Source organism: Nitratireductor sp. L15S-10 (assembly GCF_045011005.1).
Classification (GTDB): domain Bacteria; phylum Pseudomonadota; class Alphaproteobacteria; order Rhizobiales; family Rhizobiaceae; genus Nitratireductor.
This window is the reverse complement of the sequence record NZ_CP120674.1, coordinates 2,540,049-2,560,801: the sequence shown is the minus strand read 5'-3', so window position 1 is coordinate 2,560,801 and position 20,753 is coordinate 2,540,049. Positions and strand designations below refer to the sequence as shown.

General features: G+C 60.1%; 21 protein-coding genes and 2 tRNA genes. 15 read left to right on the top strand and 8 right to left on the bottom strand.

Annotated features, from left to right (window positions below):
* Positions 1–2: 2 nt before the first annotated feature.
* The gene (locus P2W41_RS12255) at positions 3–851 is read right to left on the bottom strand and encodes a 23S rRNA (adenine(2030)-N(6))-methyltransferase RlmJ (protein ID WP_404933275.1); all 849 of its coding nucleotides are present in this window, start codon (positions 849–851) and stop codon (positions 3–5) included.
* Positions 852–935: 84 nt separating this feature from the next.
* Here P2W41_RS12255 and P2W41_RS12250 point away from each other — a divergent pair, with 84 nt between their 5' ends.
* Positions 936–3,038 carry a molybdopterin-dependent oxidoreductase gene (locus P2W41_RS12250; protein WP_404933274.1) on the top strand — a complete coding sequence of 701 codons (2,103 nt, stop codon included), beginning with the start codon at positions 936–938 and terminating at the stop codon, positions 3,036–3,038.
* 650 nt (positions 3,039–3,688) lie between these two features.
* Here P2W41_RS12250 and purN read toward each other — a convergent pair.
* A complete protein-coding gene (gene purN / locus P2W41_RS12245) occupies positions 3,689–4,363 on the bottom strand; it encodes a phosphoribosylglycinamide formyltransferase (RefSeq protein WP_292894433.1) in 675 nt (224 codons plus the stop codon).
* The gene (purM, locus tag P2W41_RS12240) at positions 4,360–5,427 is read right to left on the bottom strand and encodes a phosphoribosylformylglycinamidine cyclo-ligase (RefSeq protein WP_292894436.1); all 1,068 of its coding nucleotides are present in this window, start codon (positions 5,425–5,427) and stop codon (positions 4,360–4,362) included. The genes purN and purM overlap by 4 nt, the downstream gene beginning before the upstream one ends.
* Before the next feature lie 201 nt (positions 5,428–5,628).
* Here purM and P2W41_RS12235 point away from each other — a divergent pair, with 201 nt between their 5' ends.
* The 7 genes from P2W41_RS12235 (at position 5,629) to P2W41_RS12205 (ending at position 8,975) form a co-directional block, all read left to right on the top strand.
* Positions 5,629–6,186: a CDP-alcohol phosphatidyltransferase family protein gene (locus P2W41_RS12235; protein WP_404933273.1), complete on the top strand. Its 558-nt coding sequence runs from the start codon at positions 5,629–5,631 to the stop codon at positions 6,184–6,186.
* On the top strand, positions 6,158–7,309 hold the full coding sequence (locus P2W41_RS12230; RefSeq protein ID WP_404933272.1) for an AI-2E family transporter: 1,152 nt from the start codon (positions 6,158–6,160) through the stop codon (positions 7,307–7,309). Before P2W41_RS12235 ends, P2W41_RS12230 begins: the two co-directional genes overlap by 29 nt.
* A 4-nt stretch (positions 7,310–7,313) precedes the next feature.
* Positions 7,314–8,003, top strand: a complete 690-nt coding sequence (gene hdaA, locus P2W41_RS12225; RefSeq protein ID WP_292894445.1) for a DnaA regulatory inactivator HdaA — start codon at positions 7,314–7,316, stop codon at positions 8,001–8,003.
* Positions 8,004–8,106: 103 nt separating this feature from the next.
* Positions 8,107–8,313, top strand: coding sequence for a hypothetical protein (locus P2W41_RS12220; RefSeq protein WP_404933271.1), 207 nt, complete (start codon positions 8,107–8,109; stop codon positions 8,311–8,313).
* A 115-nt stretch (positions 8,314–8,428) separates the two neighbouring features.
* Positions 8,429–8,505, top strand: a tRNA-Pro gene (locus P2W41_RS12215).
* A 71-nt stretch (positions 8,506–8,576) separates the two neighbouring features.
* A complete protein-coding gene (locus P2W41_RS12210) occupies positions 8,577–8,882 on the top strand; it encodes an ETC complex I subunit (protein WP_292900108.1) in 306 nt (101 codons plus the stop codon).
* Positions 8,883–8,898: 16 nt separating this feature from the next.
* A tRNA-Arg gene (locus P2W41_RS12205) sits at positions 8,899–8,975 on the top strand.
* Between the two features lie 346 nt (positions 8,976–9,321).
* On the opposite strand, the gene P2W41_RS12200 is transcribed toward P2W41_RS12205, so the two are convergent.
* The 5 genes from P2W41_RS12200 to P2W41_RS12180 form a co-directional block, all read right to left on the bottom strand.
* Positions 9,322–10,302 carry a LysR substrate-binding domain-containing protein gene (locus P2W41_RS12200; protein ID WP_404933270.1) on the bottom strand — a complete coding sequence of 327 codons (981 nt, stop codon included), beginning with the start codon at positions 10,300–10,302 and terminating at the stop codon, positions 9,322–9,324.
* 309 nt (positions 10,303–10,611) lie between these two features.
* Positions 10,612–11,715 (bottom strand): helix-turn-helix transcriptional regulator, encoded by a 1,104-nt coding sequence (locus P2W41_RS12195; RefSeq protein WP_404933269.1) that lies wholly within the window; start codon positions 11,713–11,715, stop codon positions 10,612–10,614.
* 33 nt (positions 11,716–11,748) lie between these two features.
* Entirely contained in the window at positions 11,749–12,141 is a 393-nt protein-coding gene (locus tag P2W41_RS12190) for a hypothetical protein (RefSeq protein WP_366931258.1), read from the bottom strand.
* A gap of 63 nt (positions 12,142–12,204) precedes the next feature.
* The gene (locus P2W41_RS12185; protein ID WP_292894457.1) at positions 12,205–13,026 is read right to left on the bottom strand and encodes a glutathione S-transferase family protein; all 822 of its coding nucleotides are present in this window, start codon (positions 13,024–13,026) and stop codon (positions 12,205–12,207) included.
* Positions 13,027–13,029: 3 nt separating this feature from the next.
* Complete coding sequence (locus P2W41_RS12180) at positions 13,030–13,479, bottom strand: cupin domain-containing protein (protein ID WP_292894460.1); 450 nt, start codon at positions 13,477–13,479, stop codon at positions 13,030–13,032.
* Positions 13,480–13,592: 113 nt separating this feature from the next.
* Here P2W41_RS12180 and P2W41_RS12175 point away from each other — a divergent pair, with 113 nt between their 5' ends.
* The 7 genes from P2W41_RS12175 (at position 13,593) to P2W41_RS12145 (ending at position 20,696) form a co-directional block, all read left to right on the top strand.
* Positions 13,593–14,543: a LysR family transcriptional regulator gene (locus tag P2W41_RS12175; RefSeq protein ID WP_292894463.1), complete on the top strand. Its 951-nt coding sequence runs from the start codon at positions 13,593–13,595 to the stop codon at positions 14,541–14,543.
* Between the two features lie 129 nt (positions 14,544–14,672).
* Positions 14,673–15,152 carry a DUF805 domain-containing protein gene (locus P2W41_RS12170; RefSeq protein ID WP_404933268.1) on the top strand — a complete coding sequence of 160 codons (480 nt, stop codon included), beginning with the start codon at positions 14,673–14,675 and terminating at the stop codon, positions 15,150–15,152.
* Positions 15,153–15,190: 38 nt separating this feature from the next.
* Positions 15,191–15,724, top strand: coding sequence for a DUF3592 domain-containing protein (locus P2W41_RS12165; protein ID WP_404933267.1), 534 nt, complete (start codon positions 15,191–15,193; stop codon positions 15,722–15,724).
* The gene (locus tag P2W41_RS12160) at positions 15,717–16,232 is read left to right on the top strand and encodes a DUF3592 domain-containing protein (RefSeq protein ID WP_292894469.1); all 516 of its coding nucleotides are present in this window, start codon (positions 15,717–15,719) and stop codon (positions 16,230–16,232) included. Before P2W41_RS12165 ends, P2W41_RS12160 begins: the two co-directional genes overlap by 8 nt.
* Positions 16,229–16,567: a hypothetical protein gene (locus tag P2W41_RS12155; protein WP_292894472.1), complete on the top strand. Its 339-nt coding sequence runs from the start codon at positions 16,229–16,231 to the stop codon at positions 16,565–16,567. The genes P2W41_RS12160 and P2W41_RS12155 overlap by 4 nt, the downstream gene beginning before the upstream one ends.
* 10 nt (positions 16,568–16,577) lie before the next feature.
* Positions 16,578–17,201, top strand: a complete 624-nt coding sequence (locus P2W41_RS12150; RefSeq protein ID WP_404933266.1) for a hypothetical protein — start codon at positions 16,578–16,580, stop codon at positions 17,199–17,201.
* A gap of 219 nt (positions 17,202–17,420) precedes the next feature.
* A complete protein-coding gene (locus P2W41_RS12145) occupies positions 17,421–20,696 on the top strand; it encodes an autotransporter domain-containing protein (RefSeq protein ID WP_404933265.1) in 3,276 nt (1,091 codons plus the stop codon).
* Positions 20,697–20,753 lie beyond the last annotated feature (57 nt).

Sequence of the window (20,753 nt, the reverse complement as noted above, 5' to 3'; positions counted from 1 at the left end):
CGCTATTCTGTCGTAAGCCTTTCGAGTGCCCAGCGGCCCTTGCCCTCTTCGCCCAGAATGTCTGCAAGCGCCGGAAGCAGCGTCTCCATCTCCTCACGCAGCACGAAAGGTGGATTGATCACGATCATGCCGGTCCCGTCGAGGCGCGGTTCATCGGAGGGCGGGCGCAACTCGAGACGGATGTCGATCACATCGGCAATACCGCTTTCGGTAAGGCGTATGCGGAAAGCCTGAACCGCGTCATGGTTCTTGATGGGGTACCAGACCGCATAGATGCCGCCCGGCCAGCGCCGGTGTGCCTTTTCGAGTTTCGTGACAATTCGCCCGAACTCGTCCTCCTCCTCGAAGGGCGGGTCGATCAGCACCATTCCACGCTTTTCTTTCGGCGGCAGATGCGCGCCCAGCGCCAGCCAGCCATCAAGTTCGATCACCCGTGTCTGGAAATCGCCGGCAAAAACGTCCTTCAGCCGCGCAGCATCCTGTGGGTGCAGTTCGATGGCGGTCAGACGATCCTGTTTGCGCAGAAGATGGCGCACGAGGCGCGGCGAGCCGGGATAGTGCAGGATACCCGCACCCTGATTCTCCTTATGAACCGCTTCCAGCAAGGGATTCAAAAGCTTCGATGTTTTCTCATTGAGGGAAGCCTCGACCAGTCGGCCGATCCCGTCGCGCCATTCGCCGGTTTTCTGCGCCTCTTCCGAACTCAGGTCGTAGAGGCCGATACCCGCATGCGTGTCGATGACACGGAAAGCCTTGTCCTTGCGCTTCAGATATTCGACGATGCGGGCCAGGATGGCGTGCTTGACCACATCGGCGAAGTTTCCGGCATGATAGGCGTGGCGATAGTTCATGTTTCCAACTTCAGTGAGGCCTGCGCGTGATTTTCTGTTCATTGGCTCTACGCGTCCGTACAGAAAATCGCTAGTGTTCCTGCCATGAACACACACGCAAACATCCATATCGGCCATTCGGCCTGTCCGCATGACTGCCCGTCGACCTGTGCGCTTGATGTCGAGGTGAAGGACGGGCGCATTGGCCGCGTCCATGGAGCCAGGGACAACAGTTACACCGCCGGCGTGATCTGCGCCAAGGTTGCCCGCTATGCCGAACGCATTCACCATCCCGACCGTCTGCTGAAGCCGCTGGTCCGTTCCGGCGCGAAAGGTGAGGGGCAGTGGAAGGAGGCGAGCTGGGAGGCCGCGCTCGACCGTGTTGCCGAAGCTTTCCTGAAGGCGGAGGAAAAACACGGGAGCGAGACGGTCTGGCCCTATTACTATGCTGGCACGATGGGACTTGTGCAGCGCGATTCCATAGACCGCCTGCGGCACGCCAAACGCTATTCCGGCTTTTTCGGCACGGTCTGCACCAATGCTGCCTGGACCGGCTTTGTCATGGGAACCGGCGATCTGCGCGGGCCCGACCCACGTGAGATGGCGAAGTCCGACTGCGTGGTGATCTGGGGCACCAACGCAGTTGCGACCCAGGTCAATGTGATGACGCATGCGATCAAGGCGCGCAAGGAGCGCGGTGCGAAGATCATTGTCATCGACGTCTACGACAATGCTACCATGAAACAGGCCGATCTCGGCCTTGTCTTGAAGCCGGGCACGGATGCTGCCCTTGCCTGCGCGGTCATGCATGTTCTTTTCCGCGATGGTTTGGCTGACTGGGCATTTCTTGACAAATACACCGACGATCCCAGGGGGCTCGAAGCGCATCTGAAGACGCGCACGCCCGAATGGGCCTCTTCCATCACGGGGCTTTCGGTCGACGAAATCGAGACATTTGCAAAGCTGGTCGGTGAGACCAAGCGCACTTTCTTCCGGCTGGGCTACGGATTTACGCGCAATCGCAATGGCGTCGTGAACATGCATGCCGCCCTTTCCATCGCTGCAGTCACCGGCTGCTGGCAATATGAGGGTGGAGGTGCGTTTCATTCCAATTCCGGTATCTTCCGCCTCGACAAGTCGCAGATCGAGGGCAGTGCGCTGCGCGATCCTTCGATCCGATCGCTCGATCAGGCCCAGATCGGGCGCATACTGACCAATGATGCTGAGGCACTGCATGGGGGGGCACCCGTCACCGCACTTTTGATCCAGAACACCAATCCGGCCAACATCGCTCCGGAACAGCGGCTGGTGAAAAAGGGCTTTCTGCGCGAGGACCTTTTCACCTGCGTGCACGAGCAGTTCATGACCGACACGGCGAAGCTTGCCGATGTGGTTCTGCCGGCGACGATGTTCCTCGAGCATGACGATATTTATCGCGGCGGCGGTCACCAGCACATCATTCTCGGCCCCAAGCTCGTGGATGCGCCCGGGGAGGCACGCGAAAACCTGTTCGTGATCGAGGAGCTTGCGAAACGTCTTGGTGTCGCTGACCAGCCGGGCTTCGGGCTTACGGCCCGCGAGCATGTCGAGTTCATGCTGGAGAAGCGCGGGCTCGGCACGTTCGAAAGCTTCAGGGCCGATCGCTGGGCCGATGTGCAGCCGGATTTCGACACCGCTCATTTCGTCAAGGGATTCGGTCATCCCGACGGCAAATACCGGTTCCGGCCAGACTGGACCGGAACGCCAGCGCCAAACCGTCCGCCGCCCTCCATCGGCTTGCAGGGACCGCACACACGCATGCCGGAGTTCCCCGACCACATGGACTTCATCGAGGTTGCGGATCCGGACCATCCGTATCGGCTGGCGACCTCGCCGGCACGCACCTTCCTGAATTCGAGTTTCACCGAAACACCTGGGTCGGTGAAGCGGGAAGGGCGGCCCGAACTGTTGCTGCATCCCGACGATGCGGCAGAGCTGGGACTTCAAAACGGCGATCGCGTTGAAATCGGCAATCAGCGTGGCGAGGTGATCCTGCACGTAAAGCTCTTCGACGGTGTGCGACGAGGCGTGGTGATTGCCGAGGGCATCTGGCCGAACAGCGCGCATGAGCGCGGCGAGGGCATCAATGTATTGACTGGCGCCGATTCCATCGCGCCATATGGCGGCGCGGCGTTCCACGATACGAAGGTGTGGGTGCGGGCTGTGTGAGGACCAGGCCGTGCGCTCGCGCATTCTGCTAATGGGTTCCGAATAGCCTGCGGCTTCCGGGATGACGGGGCATTGCAAGACAGGCTCCTTCGTTGCCGCGCGGGGTTTTCCGCCGGGGTTTGCCATCAGTTCGGGAAACGGGGCGCGTTTTTCGTGCCTCTCTGTTTGGAAATAAGTGGCGCGAAAAGCGCGCCCCGCCGGCCGCTGTCCCGTCTGCCGACCGGTCACTCGGGCGATCTGTGCCCTAGCGGCTTTTCCGCAACCGGTCTGAAACCGGCCGCCGGCCTTTCGCGGGCCCTCACAGGCCTCGGGTCACCGAACCCGAGGGGGAGGCTGCCGTCACCCCTCCTGATCCCCGGCTCCGGACCCGGTTCCCGACAGGGGCGATGGGTGGGAGTGTAGTGGAGGTTTTGGGGTGGGGGAGAAAAGAGCGAATAGGGAGTGGCGAATAGCGAGTAGGGAACGCGCTTCGTCGACGTCGTCATCCCATGGCCTGACCATGGGATCCATGCCGTTGCGGTGGTGACGGGGTGCGGGTGAGAAAAATAGCGTGTCGCCTTGAAGGGCCGAAGTTTATCCCCGGCGTCCCGGCATGGGTCCTCGGATCAGGTCCGAGGATGACGAAGGTGTGGAGAAGGGGGCTCTTTCCCTCAACCGCGTCGTTCGCCGGGAGAAACAATCGCGATGTCCCGGTGTTCGTCCTCGACGCCGGAGAATACGGCAACACCATCGGACATGCGTACGCGACCTTCCGCGAGAAGGCGGAGCGCCAGGGGGTAGAGCCGATGCTCGACCTTGAGAACCCGCTCGCCAAGCGTCTCTTCCGTATCGTCGGTGAGAACGGGAACGGCGGCCTGGGCGATGATCGGGCCCTCATCCATCTCAGGCGTGACGAAATGAACCGTGCATCCGTGGACGCGCACGCCGGTTGCAAGTGCGCGGGCATGCGTATCAAGCCCGCGAAAGCTGGGCAGGAGGGCAGGGTGGATGTTGATCATACGCCCCTTCCATTTCTGCACGAAATCCGGGGTCAGAAGGCGCATGTATCCAGCCAGGCAAACGATTTCCGCCTTGAACTCGGTCAGAGCCTTGTGGATGGCGGCGTCATGCGCCTCGCGCCCATCATAATCGCGCGATGACACCACTCTTGTGGGGATGCTGTGCGTGGCGGCAATCTCGAGACCGCGGGCGTCGGCGCGGTTGGAGACCACACCGACTATCTCGGCTGGAAACGACGGGTCGATGGCGGCCGCGATGAGGGCCGCCATGTTGGACCCGCGGCCGGAAATAAGGACCGCTACCCTTTTGCGTGTCCGGCGCGTCATAGGGCGAGAGAACCGCGATAGGTGACGCCGGCGGCCTGGCGCGGGACGATCTGGCCAAGCATGGTGACATGCTCGCCCGCCTGCTGGAGGAGTGCCGCGATCTGTGCCGCCTCATCGGCGGCAACCGCCACAACCATGCCGATGCCGCAATTGAAGGTAGAGAGCATTTCGCTCTCGGCAACACCGCCGGTTCTGGCAAGCCAGGAAAAGACCGCCGGCACATCGATTGCGTCGAGGTCGATCTCGGCGGCCAGATGATCGGGCAGCACGCGCGGCAGGTTTTCGGGAAAGCCGCCGCCGGTGATGTGGGCGAGCGCCTTGATGCCCCAGGCGGCCTTGAGCGTTTCAAGGATCGGTTTGACGTAGATGCGGGTGGGCTCAAGCAGCGCTTCGCCCATCGTCTTGCCCGGCGCGAAAGGAGCCTTGTCGTCCCAGCCCAAACCGGCATCGGAAACGATGCGGCGCACCAGCGAAAAACCGTTGGAATGAACACCGGAGGAGGCGAGGCCCAGAAGAACGTCGCCCTCGTCAACGTCGCCTGTGGGCAGAAGACGTTCACGCTCTGCCGCGCCCACGGCGAAGCCCGCCAGGTCGTAATCCTCGCCGTGATACATGCCCGGCATTTCCGCCGTCTCGCCGCCGATCAGCGCGCATCCGGCCTGCCGGCAGCCCTCGGCAATGCCCGAAACGATGGCCGCACCCTGGTCGGGATCGAGCCTGCCGGTGGCAAAATAGTCGAGGAAGAAGAGCGGCTCGGCACCCTGAACGACAAGATCGTTGACGCACATGGCAACGAGGTCGATGCCGACCGTGTCGTGTCGGTTCGCGTCGATGGCGATCTTGAGCTTGGTGCCGACGCCATCATTGGCGGCCACGAGGATGGGGTCGGTGAAGCCTGCCGCCTTCAGGTCGAACAGGCCGCCGAAGCCGCCGATCTCGCTGTCGGCGCCGGGCCGGCGCGTGGCGCGCACCATGGGCTTGATTTTTTCCACCATCCGGCTGCCGGCATCGATGTCGACGCCCGCATCGGCATAGGTGAGGCCATTTTTGCTGTCCTGAGCCATTTCGTTCTCGCCGCCGCGTTTTTTTCGGCTTCTGACATGAAGGGGGCGCTTCTGCAAGGCGGGAGATATTAATAGGCTGGCCTATTGAAAGCGTGTCCTTACCCTACAATGTGTGAAAGCCTGCGATAAGTGTGACCCGAAACTGCCTTTGATCGCAACGAAAAGGGCCAGGCAGCGGGCGGCGAGGGTGGAGATTTTTCATTGACGGTACCCAACATCATCACGTTGATGCGCTTCTTTCTTGTTCCGGGCGTGGTGTTCGCTCTCCTTAAGGGGGAATATGGCTGGGCGTTTGCCGGTTTTCTGGCGGCAGGCATCTCTGACGGGGTGGATGGTTTTATCGCGCGGCATTTCGACCAGCGTACCGAGCTTGGTGCCTATCTGGACCCGATCGCCGACAAGCTGCTCCTTGTCAGTGTTTTCGTTGTGTTCGGCTATATGATGGAGTTGCCGCTCTGGCTGGTGATTGCTGTCGTTTCGCGCGATGCGTTGATCGTCGGTGGCGTGCTGCTCGCCAATGTCATGGGGCACCCGGTGGCAATGAAACCGCTGTTCGTTTCAAAGGCGAACACGCTGGCGCAGATATTGCTGGCGCTGCTGGTTCTGGCGGAGCTCGCATTCGGATACAGTTCGGGCGCGGTGAGGATCGCGCTCATCGTGGCAACCGGGCTCTTGACCGTAGCTTCCGGAGCGGCCTATCTCGTCGCCTGGATCAAGCATATGGGTGGTTATGCGGAAAGTGACGCCGAAGGACGCTGAAAACGGGGCCGGGCCGGTGATCGCCCGCCCGACGCTGGCGCGCCATGTCGCCTTCTGGGGGCTGGCGGGGCTGGGGCTCGTCCTGTTTCTTTATGTTTTCAGTTCCATCCTGCTGCCGTTCCTCGCGGGCATGGTGCTCGCGTATTTTCTTGACCCAGTCGCCGACCGGCTGGAGGCGATGGGGCTGTCGCGTATCGCTGCGACGGTGCTTATCCTGATTGCATTTGTGGTGGCGCTCGTGCTCGGCCTGATGATCGTGCTGCCGGTGCTGGGCACTCAGCTGGCCGATTTCGCAAGCCGCTTGCCCGAATATCTGACGCGGTTGCAGGAACTGGCGAACCAGCTCGAGCCGGCATGGCTCGACAATTTCATCAATGGTGAGACCGACGCGGTGCGCGAGAATCTGAGCTCGATTCTTGCGCAGGGCTCGAGTTTTCTGGGCACGCTCTTCAAATCGGTCTGGAGTTCGGGCGTGGCGATCGTCAACGTGGCGAGCCTTTTCGTCGTCACGCCGGTGGTCGCGTTTTACATGCTCCTCGACTGGGACCACATGGTCGAGAAGGTGGACAGCTGGGTGCCGCGCGACCATGTGGAGACGGTGCGCCAGATCGCGCGCGACATCAATGTCGCAACGGCGGGCTTCGTGCGCGGGCAGGGCACGCTGTGTCTCATTCTCGGCATTTTCTATGCCGTTGGCCTGTCGCTGGTGGGGCTCAATTTCGGACTGTTGATCGGGCTTTTTGCGGGGCTGATCAGCTTTGTTCCGTATGTGGGTTCGCTGATCGGCTTCGGCCTGTCGATCGGCATCGCGCTGGTGCAGTTCTGGCCCGAATGGTGGTGGGTTCTGGCGGTGGGGGCGATCTTCTTCTCCGGTCAGTTTCTCGAAGGCAACATTCTGCAGCCGAAACTCGTCGGCAAGAGCGTGGGCCTTCATCCGGTGTGGCTGATGTTCGCGCTGTTCGCGTTCGGCTATCTGTTCGGCTTTGCAGGCCTTCTCATCGCGGTGCCGGCAGCGGCGGCCGTTGCCGTTCTGGTGCGTTTCGCCATCAACCAGTATCTCGCTTCGCCGCTCTACAGCGGACACGAAGACGCGCCGGCCAAAACGCCGAAATCCCGGGGCTGAAGCCATGTCATCGCGCCAGCTGCCCTTTGATCTGGCTCCCTCGGAAGCGTTGAGTCGCGACGATCTGGTGGTGACGCCCGCCAACGCGCGTGCGGCCGCCCTGATCGAGAACTGGCCTTCATGGCCGGCACCGGTGGTGATCCTCGCCGGCCCCGCAGGCAGCGGCAAAACGCACCTCGCGGCCATCTGGCGGGAAGAAACGGATGCCGTGACGGTGCCGCGCGAAGGGATCGACGCCGAGGCCATGGAGCAGGCGGGTTTGCGCCCGGTCCTGATCGACAATGTGGATGGCGGCCCGGTGGACGAGAACGGCCTTTTCCATCTGATCAATGCGGCGCGCTCGGGGGGGCAGGCGATGCTTCTCACCGCGCGCAGCTTCCCGAGCGCCTGGGGTGTGAAACTTCCCGATCTCCTGTCGCGGCTCAAGGCTGCCGCGATGGTGGAAATCGATGAGCCAGACGACATGCTCCTTGCCGGCGTGATCACGAAACTTTTCGCCGACCGGCAGGTCGATGTCGAACCGCATGTGGTGCAGTTTCTGGTGCGCCGCATCGAACGCTCTCTTTCAAGCGCCATCCGGGCAGTGGACGCCATCGACCGCGCGGCCCTCGAACGAAAGACCAGAATCACCCGCCCGCTCGCCGCCGAGATGGTGGCTGCTTTGGAAGCGGGTGAGAGGATGTTCGAAGGCTAGACCCTTGTTCGAAACGCCAAGGCGGTGTGCGCCTTGGGGGAACCATTTTCGCCGATCAAAGTTTTGCTCTCCACAGATCAGACAAGTGACAAAGGAGTGCATGATGACTGATGAGCGCAAGGATCGCACCACGGTGGTGACCTCAGGTGGCGGCGGGGGTGCCGGCTGGTTCATAGCCGGCGGGCTCGTCGTTGCTCTCGCTCTGGGAGGGTTCCTGCTTTTCGGCGGTGCACTGGGCGGCGGCGACGGTGGTGTGAACATCGATGTTCCGGAAAAAGTCACCATCGAAACACCCAAGCCATCCGAATAACCACTTTCATCGCCCGGCTTTGCCGGGCGATGTTGTACTTGTTGCCGCACTTCATGCGGAAATCATCGATTTGGGCTTGCGCGGAAAATTCTGAGACTATAGGGGTTCATTCGCTCGGAGCGTAGCGCAGCCTGGTAGCGCATCTGGTTTGGGACCAGAGGGTCGCAGGTTCGAATCCTGCCGCTCCGACCACCTTTTCGCATTTGTGCGGATGTCAGGTGGTGCCACCTGACTGAAAAATGCTCTGGAACGAGGTTTACGACGTGTCTGCGCGCATTTTCAGCCCGGCCAAGACGGCCATGCAGTCCGGCAAGGCCAAGACCGGCCTTTGGGTGCTGGAGTTCGATCCCGAAATACCGCGCAAGATCGATCCTCTCATGGGATACACCACGTCTTCCGACATGAAGAGCCAGGTTCGCCTGACTTTTGAGAGCAGGCAAGAGGCTATCGCCTACGCCGAACGGAACGGAATTCCCTTCCGTGTGGAAGAACCTCACAAGCCCAAGCGGCGTCAGGTTTCCTATGCGGACAATTTCCGCTATGACCGCAAGACCCCGTGGACACACTGAATGAGCTCCACACGTCGGTCCCGTAGCTCAGTTGGATAGAGCACCGGCCTTCTAAGCCGATGGTCGCAGGTTCGAATCCTGCCGGGATCGCCAACGATTTCAGGGTCCATTCTTGTCACATGGTTTACATTTGATACCGGAGAGATGGTTTACACTTTCTCCGGAGCGAATGGGTTTGATGCTGGTTCGACACGATCCTCCTTATTGTCGAAGAAACCCAGATCATAGTCGAGGAATGAGACGAGCCAAATTCCGTCATCGACTTCGCGCAGTCCCAGGATTTGGCCTGCGAAGACCTGGCTGAGATTGATTTTTCGTTTTCCGATGCAGATTCTGCCGCATCGTGTGACACGCACGGTGCGGTCATGGAGCGGGTAGTCCGGTTCGTCGTAGCCTCGAAGTTGCTCGCTTCCCGACATTATCCGTGGATTGGTGCGGCTCAGATCTTAGCCGCTTCGTCTGAAACCTGACGCTTGATCCATTGCCGGAAAACCCTGAAGGCCGGGCGGTTCTTGTTGTCGGCCCAGCACAGGTAATAGTGTCGCATGGCTCGAGTGCTCGACCGTTTCTCGCTGAACAGTTTCACAAGACGCCCTGAAGCCAGATAAGGCGCGGCATAAACATGTGGCAGCCACGCCACGCCATAACCGTCGAGTGCCGCTACGAGCGTGAGGGCGCTCGGCAGGCGCGTAACGCGTGTGTGAGTTTCGTATGCTACGCCATGATCACTGAACCAGCGGGCCATTTCCGTGTCCCTGTCCTCATCCAGCATCCAGGGCAGTCGCGTGAGGTCTGCGGGCGAATCGATGGCAACGTTCTCGACAACCGAAGGCGCCGCCACGACCACGTCCCAGCCCTCCAGCAGTTTCTCGCTGTTAATCCCCGGCCAGTTTCCGTCGCCATGCCGCACGGCAGCATCAAAATCACCCGCTACAAGATCGTGTACGGCGGCGTCGGTGTTGATACGCAAGTCGATTTCCGGGTGGCGCTGGAGGAAGGCTCCAAGCCGAGGGAGCAACCAATGTTGCGCGAAATGCGGCGTTACCGTGATGTTCAAGATGTTGTCGTCACGCCGAAAACGCTCGACATCACCGGCAATGTTTCGAAAGTTTTGAAGTAGGGTTTCGGCCAATCCGGTGGCCTCCGGCAACATCATCAGCCGATGTCCGGAACGGGCAAACAATTTCCGCTGCAGGCGGTCTTCCAGGTTACGCAGATGCTGACTGACGGCCCCATGAGTCACGTTCAGCGCACGTGCTGCGCCTCCGACGGAACCTGAGTTGTGAAACGCCGCCAAGACCCTCAAGGAGTTCAATGGCAGCCAGCCAATATCGATCTCTCTCATAATGTTAGAAAAACTAACATTCAGGAAGATTTTCTGACAAGGAAAAATTCCAATTATATAATACTTTAGCGCCATCGCACAGCAATGAGGATAGAGTGATGGCTGACCATTTTTCTAACATGAGAGGCAATAGAGAGTCGTTACGCCCGGCGAGATCCTCCGGCATCGATGATGAGATGCTTCATCAGATCCGGCAGCAAGGTCGGATCGAAAGGGCAAGGATCGTACGCCAATGGTTTTCTGCGTTCCGGCGTATATTTGCGTCGGTTCGTTCTGCGGGATGCCGCTTGTCGATCGGCAGATGATCCCCGTCTGTTCTGGCCGCTCACTCCATTTGGGAAATCCGCGCCTTCGGATCAGAGCAACGTCTGGCCCTGTTTGGTATCATTCTAGCTCGATCAGAACCTTGATCAGCTCTGCCTGACGTGTGACACCGGTTTTCCCAAAAATGCTTGTCAGGTGTGTCCGCGCGGTGTTGATGGATATCCCACACCGCCTGGCAGCGGCGGCGCGGCCATCTCCCTTGCGCATCTCCAGCGCAAGCCTGGCCTCGGCGGGAGTAAGACCGAAGCGCTTCTGAAGCACCACCAGGCACTGATCGCGGTCCAGTTCCGGATTGCTGATTTGGATGAGAGCCGAGGGCACTGGCGCGCCGGGAGCCGTGCTGGCGATGCGAATGGGGCGGATCTCCACTGAATACGGCATCGCATCCGGTTTTGGCATCACCGCGATCCGCCGGGCATGAGGTGCGGAAACGCTGGTTGCAGAACAGGTGGATAGGGCGGCTTGCAGGGCAGCATGGGAGCGTTCTTCGGCGAAGCGCAGTCGGCCCTTGATGACGGAAATCCCTCTGCCCTCTGAAAACAGGCGCTCTGCCCCCGAATCTGCAAAAAGCACGCGCCGCTCACGATCTATGATAGCCGTGCTGGTCGCGGAGGGACCGTGTTTGCCGGTATTCAGAAGCGAGGTTTCAAAGGCAGCCCTCTGTAGGTTTCGTGCAAGGCCGACGGCACGCACCAGGTGCGGAATGAAGTATGAGAAGCGTTTGACCGTGTCGGCTCCGATGCGATCCCGTCGGGCCGGTGCCTGCAGGACGATACTGGAAAAGCCTCCCCGGTCGGTCGATAGATTGGTCGCCAGCCGCTCGGCACCAAGACCGGAATGGCGCCAGTAGTCATTGTAAAACCGGCTGCAGAAGAATTTTTCACGACCGGTGTCCGCAAGGCTCGTGATCCGTCCCACCGGCATGGATGCTGTCGTTGCCGCGGTTGGATCATGCGCCCACCATTTTTCCGCGTATTGCGAAACCACATAAGGATCGGCGCGCGGTGTGATCACCGATGAAAAGTGGATGCTCGGGTCTGTCACGACCAGCGCGGCGTTCTCAACCCCGCAATAGTCTGCGAGGCTGCACAAAAGCTGCGGCCAGATCCCTGTGTCGAAGACAGCATCATATATCTGCCCGACAAGGTTGGATGCCTTGTCCATTGTGGTCGCTCCTGCATCAGCATGCAGCGGACGTCACGCTGCCCTGCTGGCTGACCGTTCCGCTCTGCCCGTGAATACGATGAAAACAAATAGACCCATGGCCAGAATGGTGACCAGAGACCCGGCGATGGCCAGCCCCTCTGTGACGCCTTTGAGCGCAAGCACGATGCCAGGCACAATCATCCACAGGCCGAGCGAGGCCATCGCGAAATGGAGCCCTGCGAGCCTGCCTTCGGCCGCCTGAGGAACGTTGTGATAATAAAGCCCGCTCATGCCCAGCGTCACCCAGCCGATGAGGTTCAGATGAGCATGGGCGGAAGCCAGTGAATGATCCTGCGAAGAAGCCATATGTATGCCGAATGCCATGCCGGCCAGCGCATAGAGGCTGGCGCTCAGGAAAAAAAGAAAAGCTATACCGCGCATCATGTTATCTCCCATTGATGTGTTTGCGCTGCGGAAAGGCGGGCGGCGTTGGTTGTCGAGGCCGTCTCATGCGAGCCCCAGGTCCCGATCGCTTGCTGCCTGCTCATATTTGCTGGCCGGCGGCCAGGGCCGGTCTCGCCAGTGCGGATGAGCCGTGAAACTGGAGATGGATCGGCCGGGAGGCAGGGCGCCATTGCCCAGCCCGAGCGCATAATCGTAGTAGAGCTTGATGATCTCCTCGCGGCTTACCTGCTGCGCGGCGGGATGAGCGAGACAGGCGTCGCGCCAGCGTGAGACGCGGGCAAAGCCAGGTTCATCCGGCAATGCGAAGTCCTCGTAGTAGTCCAGAAACCAGAAACGCGCGAAGATCGGGGTGAACACCACTTCGGCCAGACCGAACTTGTCGAACAGAAACCCGTCAGCCTGATCCGCCTCAGATCCGTACGCGAGCAGGAAGTCGTTGAGATCCCTATAGAGATCGAGCAGCTGTTTGTGCTTGCCATCACGCGCGTCGCGATCCTGGTTCATAACCAGCCTGTAGCCCGCCGTGATAAAGGGGCCTTCCTTCGCGATCAGCATGCGTTCGATGGCATGCTCGAAAGGATCGATACGCCGCACTGGCGGCCCCGCGGTAATCTCTTCGAGATAATCGAGGATCACCAGACTTTCCTTGAGAATGCCTCCCTGTGGCGTTTCAAGAACCGGTAGTGCGGTGGTGCCGCGTGTTTTCTCAAGTAACTCCGGATCGCGCGGCCGGGTGATATCGACGACCTGGAACTCGACAGCCTCGATCTGTCCCTTCAGGGCCAGCAGGATTTCCAGCCGCTGCGAGAAAGGGCAGGCCGGGATGTGGTAGACAATCGGTCTTTCATTCTGTCGGGATGACATGAGCTACTCCACACCGAGAGGCGGGCCGGTGAACCGCATGTTGTGGCGCAACGCCGCTTCATTGATCCGCTCCATGTCGTCGGGAATGCGGAACTGTTCCCTTACCATCTCGACAAAGAAGTTCTCGAACCCGCCGGGGGTGAAGATCACCAGATGGCGGCTCGGTTCGCCGGCCGAGGCGCGAAAGGTATGTTCGCGGCCACGCGGAATAAAGACACTTTCCCCGGGCTCGCAGGTGAAGCTCTTCCCCTCGAGCCAGAAATCGCATGAACCCTCGATGAGCACGAAGGTCTCGTCCTCCGCCTCGTGCACATGGCGGGGTGGGCCGAACCCGGCCGGAGACCAGCTGTCGACGATCGACATGGCACCGCCCGTCTCGGTCGGGGAGAGTATGGTCTTGTAGCGAACCCCGTTCCACGTGAAGACGCCGGGGCCGGTCAGTGCATCAGGCATCGTTTCCTCCATGAACCCAGGTCAAGGAAACGAAAGCGCTCTCGTCATTGCATTGTGTAGCAGGGTGGAATTAATCTGAAAAATCGTTTGATTGGATAGAGTCTATCGACAAAATGAATTTTGCGACATTCGACCTCAATCTTCTGCGTGTTCTCGACGCCTTGTTGAGAGAAGGCTCCACGGTGAAGGCAGGGGAGAGGCTGGGTATGTCGCAATCAGCGGTGTCGGGCGCGCTTGGCCGGCTCCGCCATGCGCTGAATGACCAGCTGTTCGTGCGCCATGGCCAGGGTTTGCGGCCCACCGATTATGCGGTCTCCCTGTCTCTGCCGCTCAATGCGGAGCTTGCCCGTCTGGAAGCGCTATTGGCACCGCCGGCATTCGATCCGGCCGCCAGCACGATGAGTTTCAAGCTGGCTGGGGCAGATTTTTTTGCCGAGATGCTGATGCCCGAGCTTGCCCAGAAGCTACGGGTCGCAGCACCCCGGATGCGCATGCAGCTGATTGACCTGGTGCCGAACAGCTACCTGGATTCGCTGGAGCGCTATGAGGCCGACATGGCGCTCATGCCGGATCTGGATTTTCCCGAATGGACGGATCGTCGTCCGCTCTTCCACTCCAGCTATACGGTCATCGCAGCGGCTGACAACCCGGTACTGGCCCGGGCAGGCGTGCAGCCTGGAGAAGTGCTCGACATGGACTTGTTTTGCGAACTGGGACACCTTCTGTTTTCGCCCGAAGGCAAACACGCGGCCGCGGGCGATGCGGCACTGGCGCGTGTGGGACGCAGCCGCAGAGTTGTCATGACCATGCCGGTCTTCTCGGGCATTTGCCGTGTGGTGGGCGAAAGCGAGTTGATCTCGCTGATCCCGCACCGGCTGGCCGAAAGGCTTGCCCCATCGCAGAATCTGACGCTCTACAAACCGCCAATGCCCATCGACCCAGTCCTGATTGTGGGCGTGTGGCACAAGCGGACGACGGACAATCCGGCTCATCGCTGGATGCGAGGGCTGATCGCAGACATTCTGACGCCGCTTAATGAGGGCGAGCGCCCGGTGCCTGTTTGAACGGGCGCCCATCTGATGTGGCGCCTCACACAAACGTCGCATGACCGGATGGTTTCCCCGGCCTAAGATCCTTTGCAGATGAAGTAATGAGCTTGAAAGACGGTGTTTGTGCACCGCGGTTGGGGAGCGATGGATCTTTTCACCAAATTTGAGGGACGCATTTCGCGCCGGCGTTTCTGGCTTGGATTTGTCGGCATTGCGGCGATGGCGATGATCGCCGGTCTTGGTATTATGTTTCTTCTGCCCGAAGGGACTGTTCTGGTTCTGGGGCAGGTGCTGTTGTCAGGCGCCATCGTCTACATGTGGTCGGCAGTGGTGGTGAAGCGGCTGCATGATCGCGGAAAGCCCGCTTTGCCATGGGTCGTCATCTTCATGGCCCCCGGCGTGATCATGCAGGTGATGAGCATTCTCAAGATCGGCTATTCTGCGGTGGAACTGGGGGGCACCAGCGTCATGGTACCGGGAGTTGCGGCCATGGCTGTGATGTGGGCCGCCATGGCGGTTGCGCTTTGGATGATCGTCGAACTGGGGTTTCTCAAGGGGACGCAGGGGGGCAATACCTATGGTCCTGACCCGCTCCGCACAATGCACGAAGCTCAGGCGACCTGAGCCGGGAAAGCGCTTTGACGCACTAGAGGCATCACCCAATGATACACACCGCCCTGATCCGGTTGAACATGACGCAGCTCTATCTGCTGCGAACCGGACCGGACGGAAAGCGTGAAGCGTCGTGGCGGGTCTGGGTTCTCATCTTTCTGGCTCCTGTGCTGTTTCTGGGAGCTGCCGCCTCGATCGCATGGGAAACCCGCAGCTTTCTGCACAGTGCGGAACGCACCATGGGGGAGGTCGTTCATGTCTATGCCTGGGACGGTTGGAATCCTTGGGATGGCGTGACGACGGACTACAGCCCGGTTTTTCGATACCGCTTTACAGATGGTGAGATGACTCAGGCCAGCACCGGTCAATCTTCCCCCAACTGGAATTTTCCAGTTGGTTCGCGGCACGAAATATTCTTTACACCGGACCGCAAGCGGGATGTGCGTCAGAACAATTTCGAACAGCTTTGGGCTGTGCCTGCGGTGATTGCGGCTATGGGACTTGTGCTGCTGGTGCCGGCGTTCATTGCGACGTTCCTTGTCCTGCGATGGTTGAGAGCGCCCCCGAGGGTGGCTCATGGTTGAGGCGACGCCCCCGGAACGAAACGGCTCGGCTGTCGGACCATGGCGGCGTCTTGCCGAAACCGCCGTTCTGCTGGCTCCCTTTGCTGCTGCGTTGCTTTACGGGTTCTGGAGCTTCACGTCGTCCGACCGCCACTATGGCGCGCTCGACAGGTCCGGTGTCGAGACAATGGCCACCATCCTTGACAAGCGCGTGGTGCGCCACGGTACGGATCGCCCGAGATATCGCTATGAGATGACGATCGGTTTCACCGTGGGCGAAACCATGCGCCGGGGTACTGTTCAGGTTTCCTCCGGCTTTTACGAGCGCCATGAACCCCCTCAGCGCGTCCCGATCCGATATCTGCCAACAGACCCGCAGATCCGGTCGATTGACCCGGCCATGCACGGCAAGTCCATGCGGAATGCTATGACCATAGTTTTGCTGCTTCTGTTCATCGGCCTTGTTAACCTGGGCATGGCACGCAAGGCCAGGTACGGTCGAACGTCTGTGAAGAGGGCAGGGCGATGACGATTTATGGCGTCCCAATTGCTGATGTCGCATGGACAACCTGGTGGATGCTGGGCTCTGCGGCGATCACATTCATCGGATTTATCGGCTGGAAGATCAGCTCTTTCTTCACCGGAGCGAAGGCCATGATAGAGCAGGATGCGGCAGGTCCCCGATACAGCTGGCTGCGTGCAAGGATATTGCCCGGCTATCTCGCCAATCAGCCTTTCAAGAGCAGCGTTTTATCGCGCCAGTTGCAGGGCGGGGTGAGCAGGTTCTTCTTTTACCTCCTCCTTGCCGGACTGGCCGGTCAGGTTGGTTTCTGGCTCTTCGCCATCAGTTTCATGCAGCAATAGGAGCTTCGTCATGCGCCGCATCCTCATCGGCCTTCTTGTGATTTTTCCGCTCGCCACCCCGGTGCAGGCCGGCTGCAAAGAAGATATCCAGGCCATGCTCGCTGCCGGTGAGAAATGGGAGAATTACCGCATTGAAACCCGGACTCTCATGGGCGGTGTGACCGTACAGCACACGCAGCAATGGTTTCGAGATTACAGTCATTTTCATCAGGCTGTACGCGAGACCGGCGTCCATTGGCTGGTGCTGGGGTCTGAGGAATACACCTCCCGCGACGGCGAGACGTGGCAACGCTCTCAGATGCGCAAGGAAAACTGGCTTGAGGAAACGCTGGCGCGCAATGCAATCCTCCGGGAAACCATCCGTGAGACTTCCTGCGACACGGAGACGATCGACGGCATCTCCCTTGTGCGATTTTCGCACACGCAGGAGACGATGGAACCTGTGAGGTCCGTTTCGCATGTGACCACCCTGCTTGATCCCAAAACCATGCGCCCGGTCGAGCGGCACATGAAAACCATGACGCCGGCGCAATCCATCCAGCAAGGGGACACGCGTGCCGAGATCATGGAATCCCGGATCGAGATGATGGTCGATTACTTCTGGGACGAACCCATCACCCTGCCAGCCCCCTGATGCCCGCAAAGGGTGGCGATAATCTACCCGCGATCGCACAAACGTCGCATGCCGCCTCAAGCCTCCACGCGTAAAAACGTCAGACTCGCGACAGTTGATTTCAAAACTGTTTCGGGCAGCGCGAGGTTTTTTCAAGGGGAATGCGACGTGCAGGAAATGTCCAACCACGGTGAGTTGAGAGAGCGCAGACAGGTTCGCCGAACTGTACAAGCTTCGTTCATGGCGCTGATGACGTCGACCACGCTACCCGTGTCGGCACTGGCGCAGGCGGTTATCGACGGAGGAGCCACGGAAACTGTTTTCGGAACGGGCGGGGGAACCCAGCCAAACACATGGAACATCGGCGATACACTGACCGTGGGAAATCTCGGTCTCGGAACCCTGATCATCTCCGACGGAGGTGTTGTCAGCAACACGCTGGGGATACTCGGCGCAACGCCGACGGGGAACGGCAAAACCGTCATCACGGGCGCCACCTCGCAATGGCTGAACAGCTCGACGCTTTATGTGGGTTCGCAAGGGGTGGGCACACTCAACATAACGGATGCGACGGTAGAGGCCGCCGCCATTCTGATCGCGCAGGGCAACGACACGCAGGGTACGGTCAGCCTGATCGGTCCTACAGCCCAACTGAACGCCAACAGTGCCAACATGATTGTCGGCTTTTCCGGCCTAGGCACTCTTGAAGCCAGTACCGGCGCCTCTGTCTTTGCCGGCGCTGATCTCCTGATAGGCTATTCGGCCGGCGGCGGGGGCAGCTTCGCCACTTTCGATAATGCCACGTTGACGGTGACCGACGATACGAGAGTGGGGCGCATTGAATCCGGTGCGCTCAATATCCAGAATGGTGCGACATTTCTCTCCAACGGATTTGTCACGATTGGTGAAGGGGGTGGATCGGGAACTTTGACTGTCTCGGGAGCCAGCTCGAACTGGACTTTGGGTGCAGACACCTATGTCGGCACGGGCGGTATCGGCCAGATCACTCTCTCAGACGGTGCGGCGGTTCTTGGAAACCATAGCAATCTGTATCTCGGGTCTCACGATAGTTTGGGGCTGGGCACCCTGATAATCGACAATGCAGGCTGGACAGACGCGGGCGAGATCACTCTGGGGGCAGATGTCGGTGCCAGCGGTACACTCACCCTGTCGTCAGGAGGCACGCTCTCGTCTTCCGATTATCTGTTTATCGGCGATCTGGGTGATGGCACCACGCTTGTCACCGGTGCCGGCTCGCAGCTCACGACAGATCTCGGCGTTTATCTGGGCAATTCCGATGGGGGCACCGGCCTGCTGACCATCGCCGATGGCGGCGAGGTGAGCACCACCGATGTCAAGGTTGGCGCGCGACAGGACACGGTCGGAACAGTGAGTGTTTCTGGCCCGGATTCGGAGCTGAATGCCGATGGCGAATTGATCGTTGGGGATGAAGGCAGAGGCGCACTTGCCATCACCGGCGGAAAAGTCTCGGCCACCTCAACCATCACGCTTGGCTATGCGCCCATGGGCGAGGGGGCGGTTCTGGTCAGCGGTCCGGATGCCGGTTTGGCTGGCGACCACCTTTTCGTCGCGGAAGAGGGCGCCGGCACGCTGACAATCGCGGCAGACGGAACGGTGACCGTCGCCAACAGAGCCTATCTGGGCTTCAACGCGACCTCTGAGGGAACTCTCAATATAGGCGCTGCCGCCGGGGAGGCTGCAGTTGCACCCGGTAATCTTGATGCCCCGGAATTGTGGTTCGGTGACCACGAGGATGCGAAACTGTTCTTCAATCACACTGGGAGCGCCCACGAATTTGCAGTCGACATGATCGGTGAAGGCCGGCTCTACCAGCTTGCAGGAGAAACCGTGTTGACGGGAGATTCTTCGGGCTTTACCGGCGTTTCGCAGGTCTCCGGAGGCGCGCTTTTGGTCAATGGGAGCCTTGGCGGCAACGTGGTTTCTCTCAATGGAGGCATCGTCGGCGGGACAGGGACATTGACGGGGCTCGCTATAACGGCATCGGGCGGACGGCTAGCGCCGGGCAACTCGATCGGGACCTTGAGTGCGGCCAGTGTCCTCTTCGATCCAGGTTCGGTCTATGAGGTCGAGCTTGCGGACGGCGGTTTCACTGCCGGTACGCACAACGACCATTTGGACGCCGCCGGCTCGGTCACGATCAATGGAGGTATGGTGCATGTCACACCGGAGAACGGGATCGATGACGGGTCGACCTATACGCCCGGAACCTACACCATAATCTCGGCTGGCAGCTTGAGCGGTTCATTCGATACGTCCCGCCCAACCGATGACTATGTGTTTCTTGATTTCACGCTCGAGTACGACGCAACCAATGTCTATCTGCATTCAGAGCAGGCTGTGTTTTTCTCCGATATCGCCAGCACACCCAATCAGCTGGCTGTAGCAGGACCTCTCGAGGCTCTGGGCCGGGGCAATGCCCTCTACGATGCGTTGCTCGGTAATTCCGGCAGTGAGGACGATGCCCGGGCAGCATTCGACGATCTCACAGGCGAGATCCACAGCTCCATGAAAACAGCGCTTCTGGAAGACAGCCGTTTCCCGCGAGAAGGGGCGATGAACCGGCTTCGGGACACGCTGGGAGGGATTGGTGCCGATGGAAATGCCGGTGCGGCTGCCGAAGCAGACTATTCGATGTTTGAAAGCCCGGGTCTGTGGGCGCGTGGCTTCGGCGCCTGGGGACAATGGGATGGCGACGGGAATGCCGCCACGCTGGACCGCAGCATTGGCGGTTTGTTGGTGGGGGGTGATGCAGCGTTCCTGGACGCTTATCTGCTTGGTGTCTTCGGTGGCGTTTCCCGTTCTCGCTACGGAGTTGACATGCGCTCGTCATCCAGCACCGCTGACGGCTATACACTTGGCATTTATGGTGGCGGACACTGGGGCGGGTTCAGTCTGCAAGGGGGCGTTTCTCATGGCTGGCACAGGCTGGAAACCAGCCGCGCGGTGGCGTTCACCGGCTTCTCGGATCAGGTGTCGGCCAGCTACAATGCACGGACGCTGCAAGCCTGGGGTGAAGCAGCCTATCACGTTGACGCTGGTGGCGCCCGGCTGGAACCCTTCGCCAACCTTGCTCATGTGCGACACTCCACCGATGGTTTCTCCGAGAGGGGAGGCTCTGCCGCTTTGAGCGTGACAGCTGGTTCGGACACGGCCACCTTGACGACGCTTGGTCTGCGCGCTGAAACTGACATTGGATGGGGCGGCAGATGGGGCGGCATGAATGCTTCCCTAAGCGGAGCGGTCGCCTGGCGACACGCCTTCGGTGAGACGCCGACCTCTCAGGTCTCGTTCGCCGCCGGCGGGGAGGGCGTTCCGATAGCCGGAGTGCCACTGGCGCGCGACGTGCTGGTTCTGGATGCCGGCCTGGAGATGACGCTTGGCAGCGCCGCCACGCTGGACTTTTCGTATGGCGGGCTGTTTGGTTCCGGAGTGGATGATCACTCAGGCACCGTCACATTGAACGTCCGGTTCTGAGGTGGCGATAAATCCGATCCGGCGATTAGAGCGGTTCACCGTTTCACGGAAACGCTG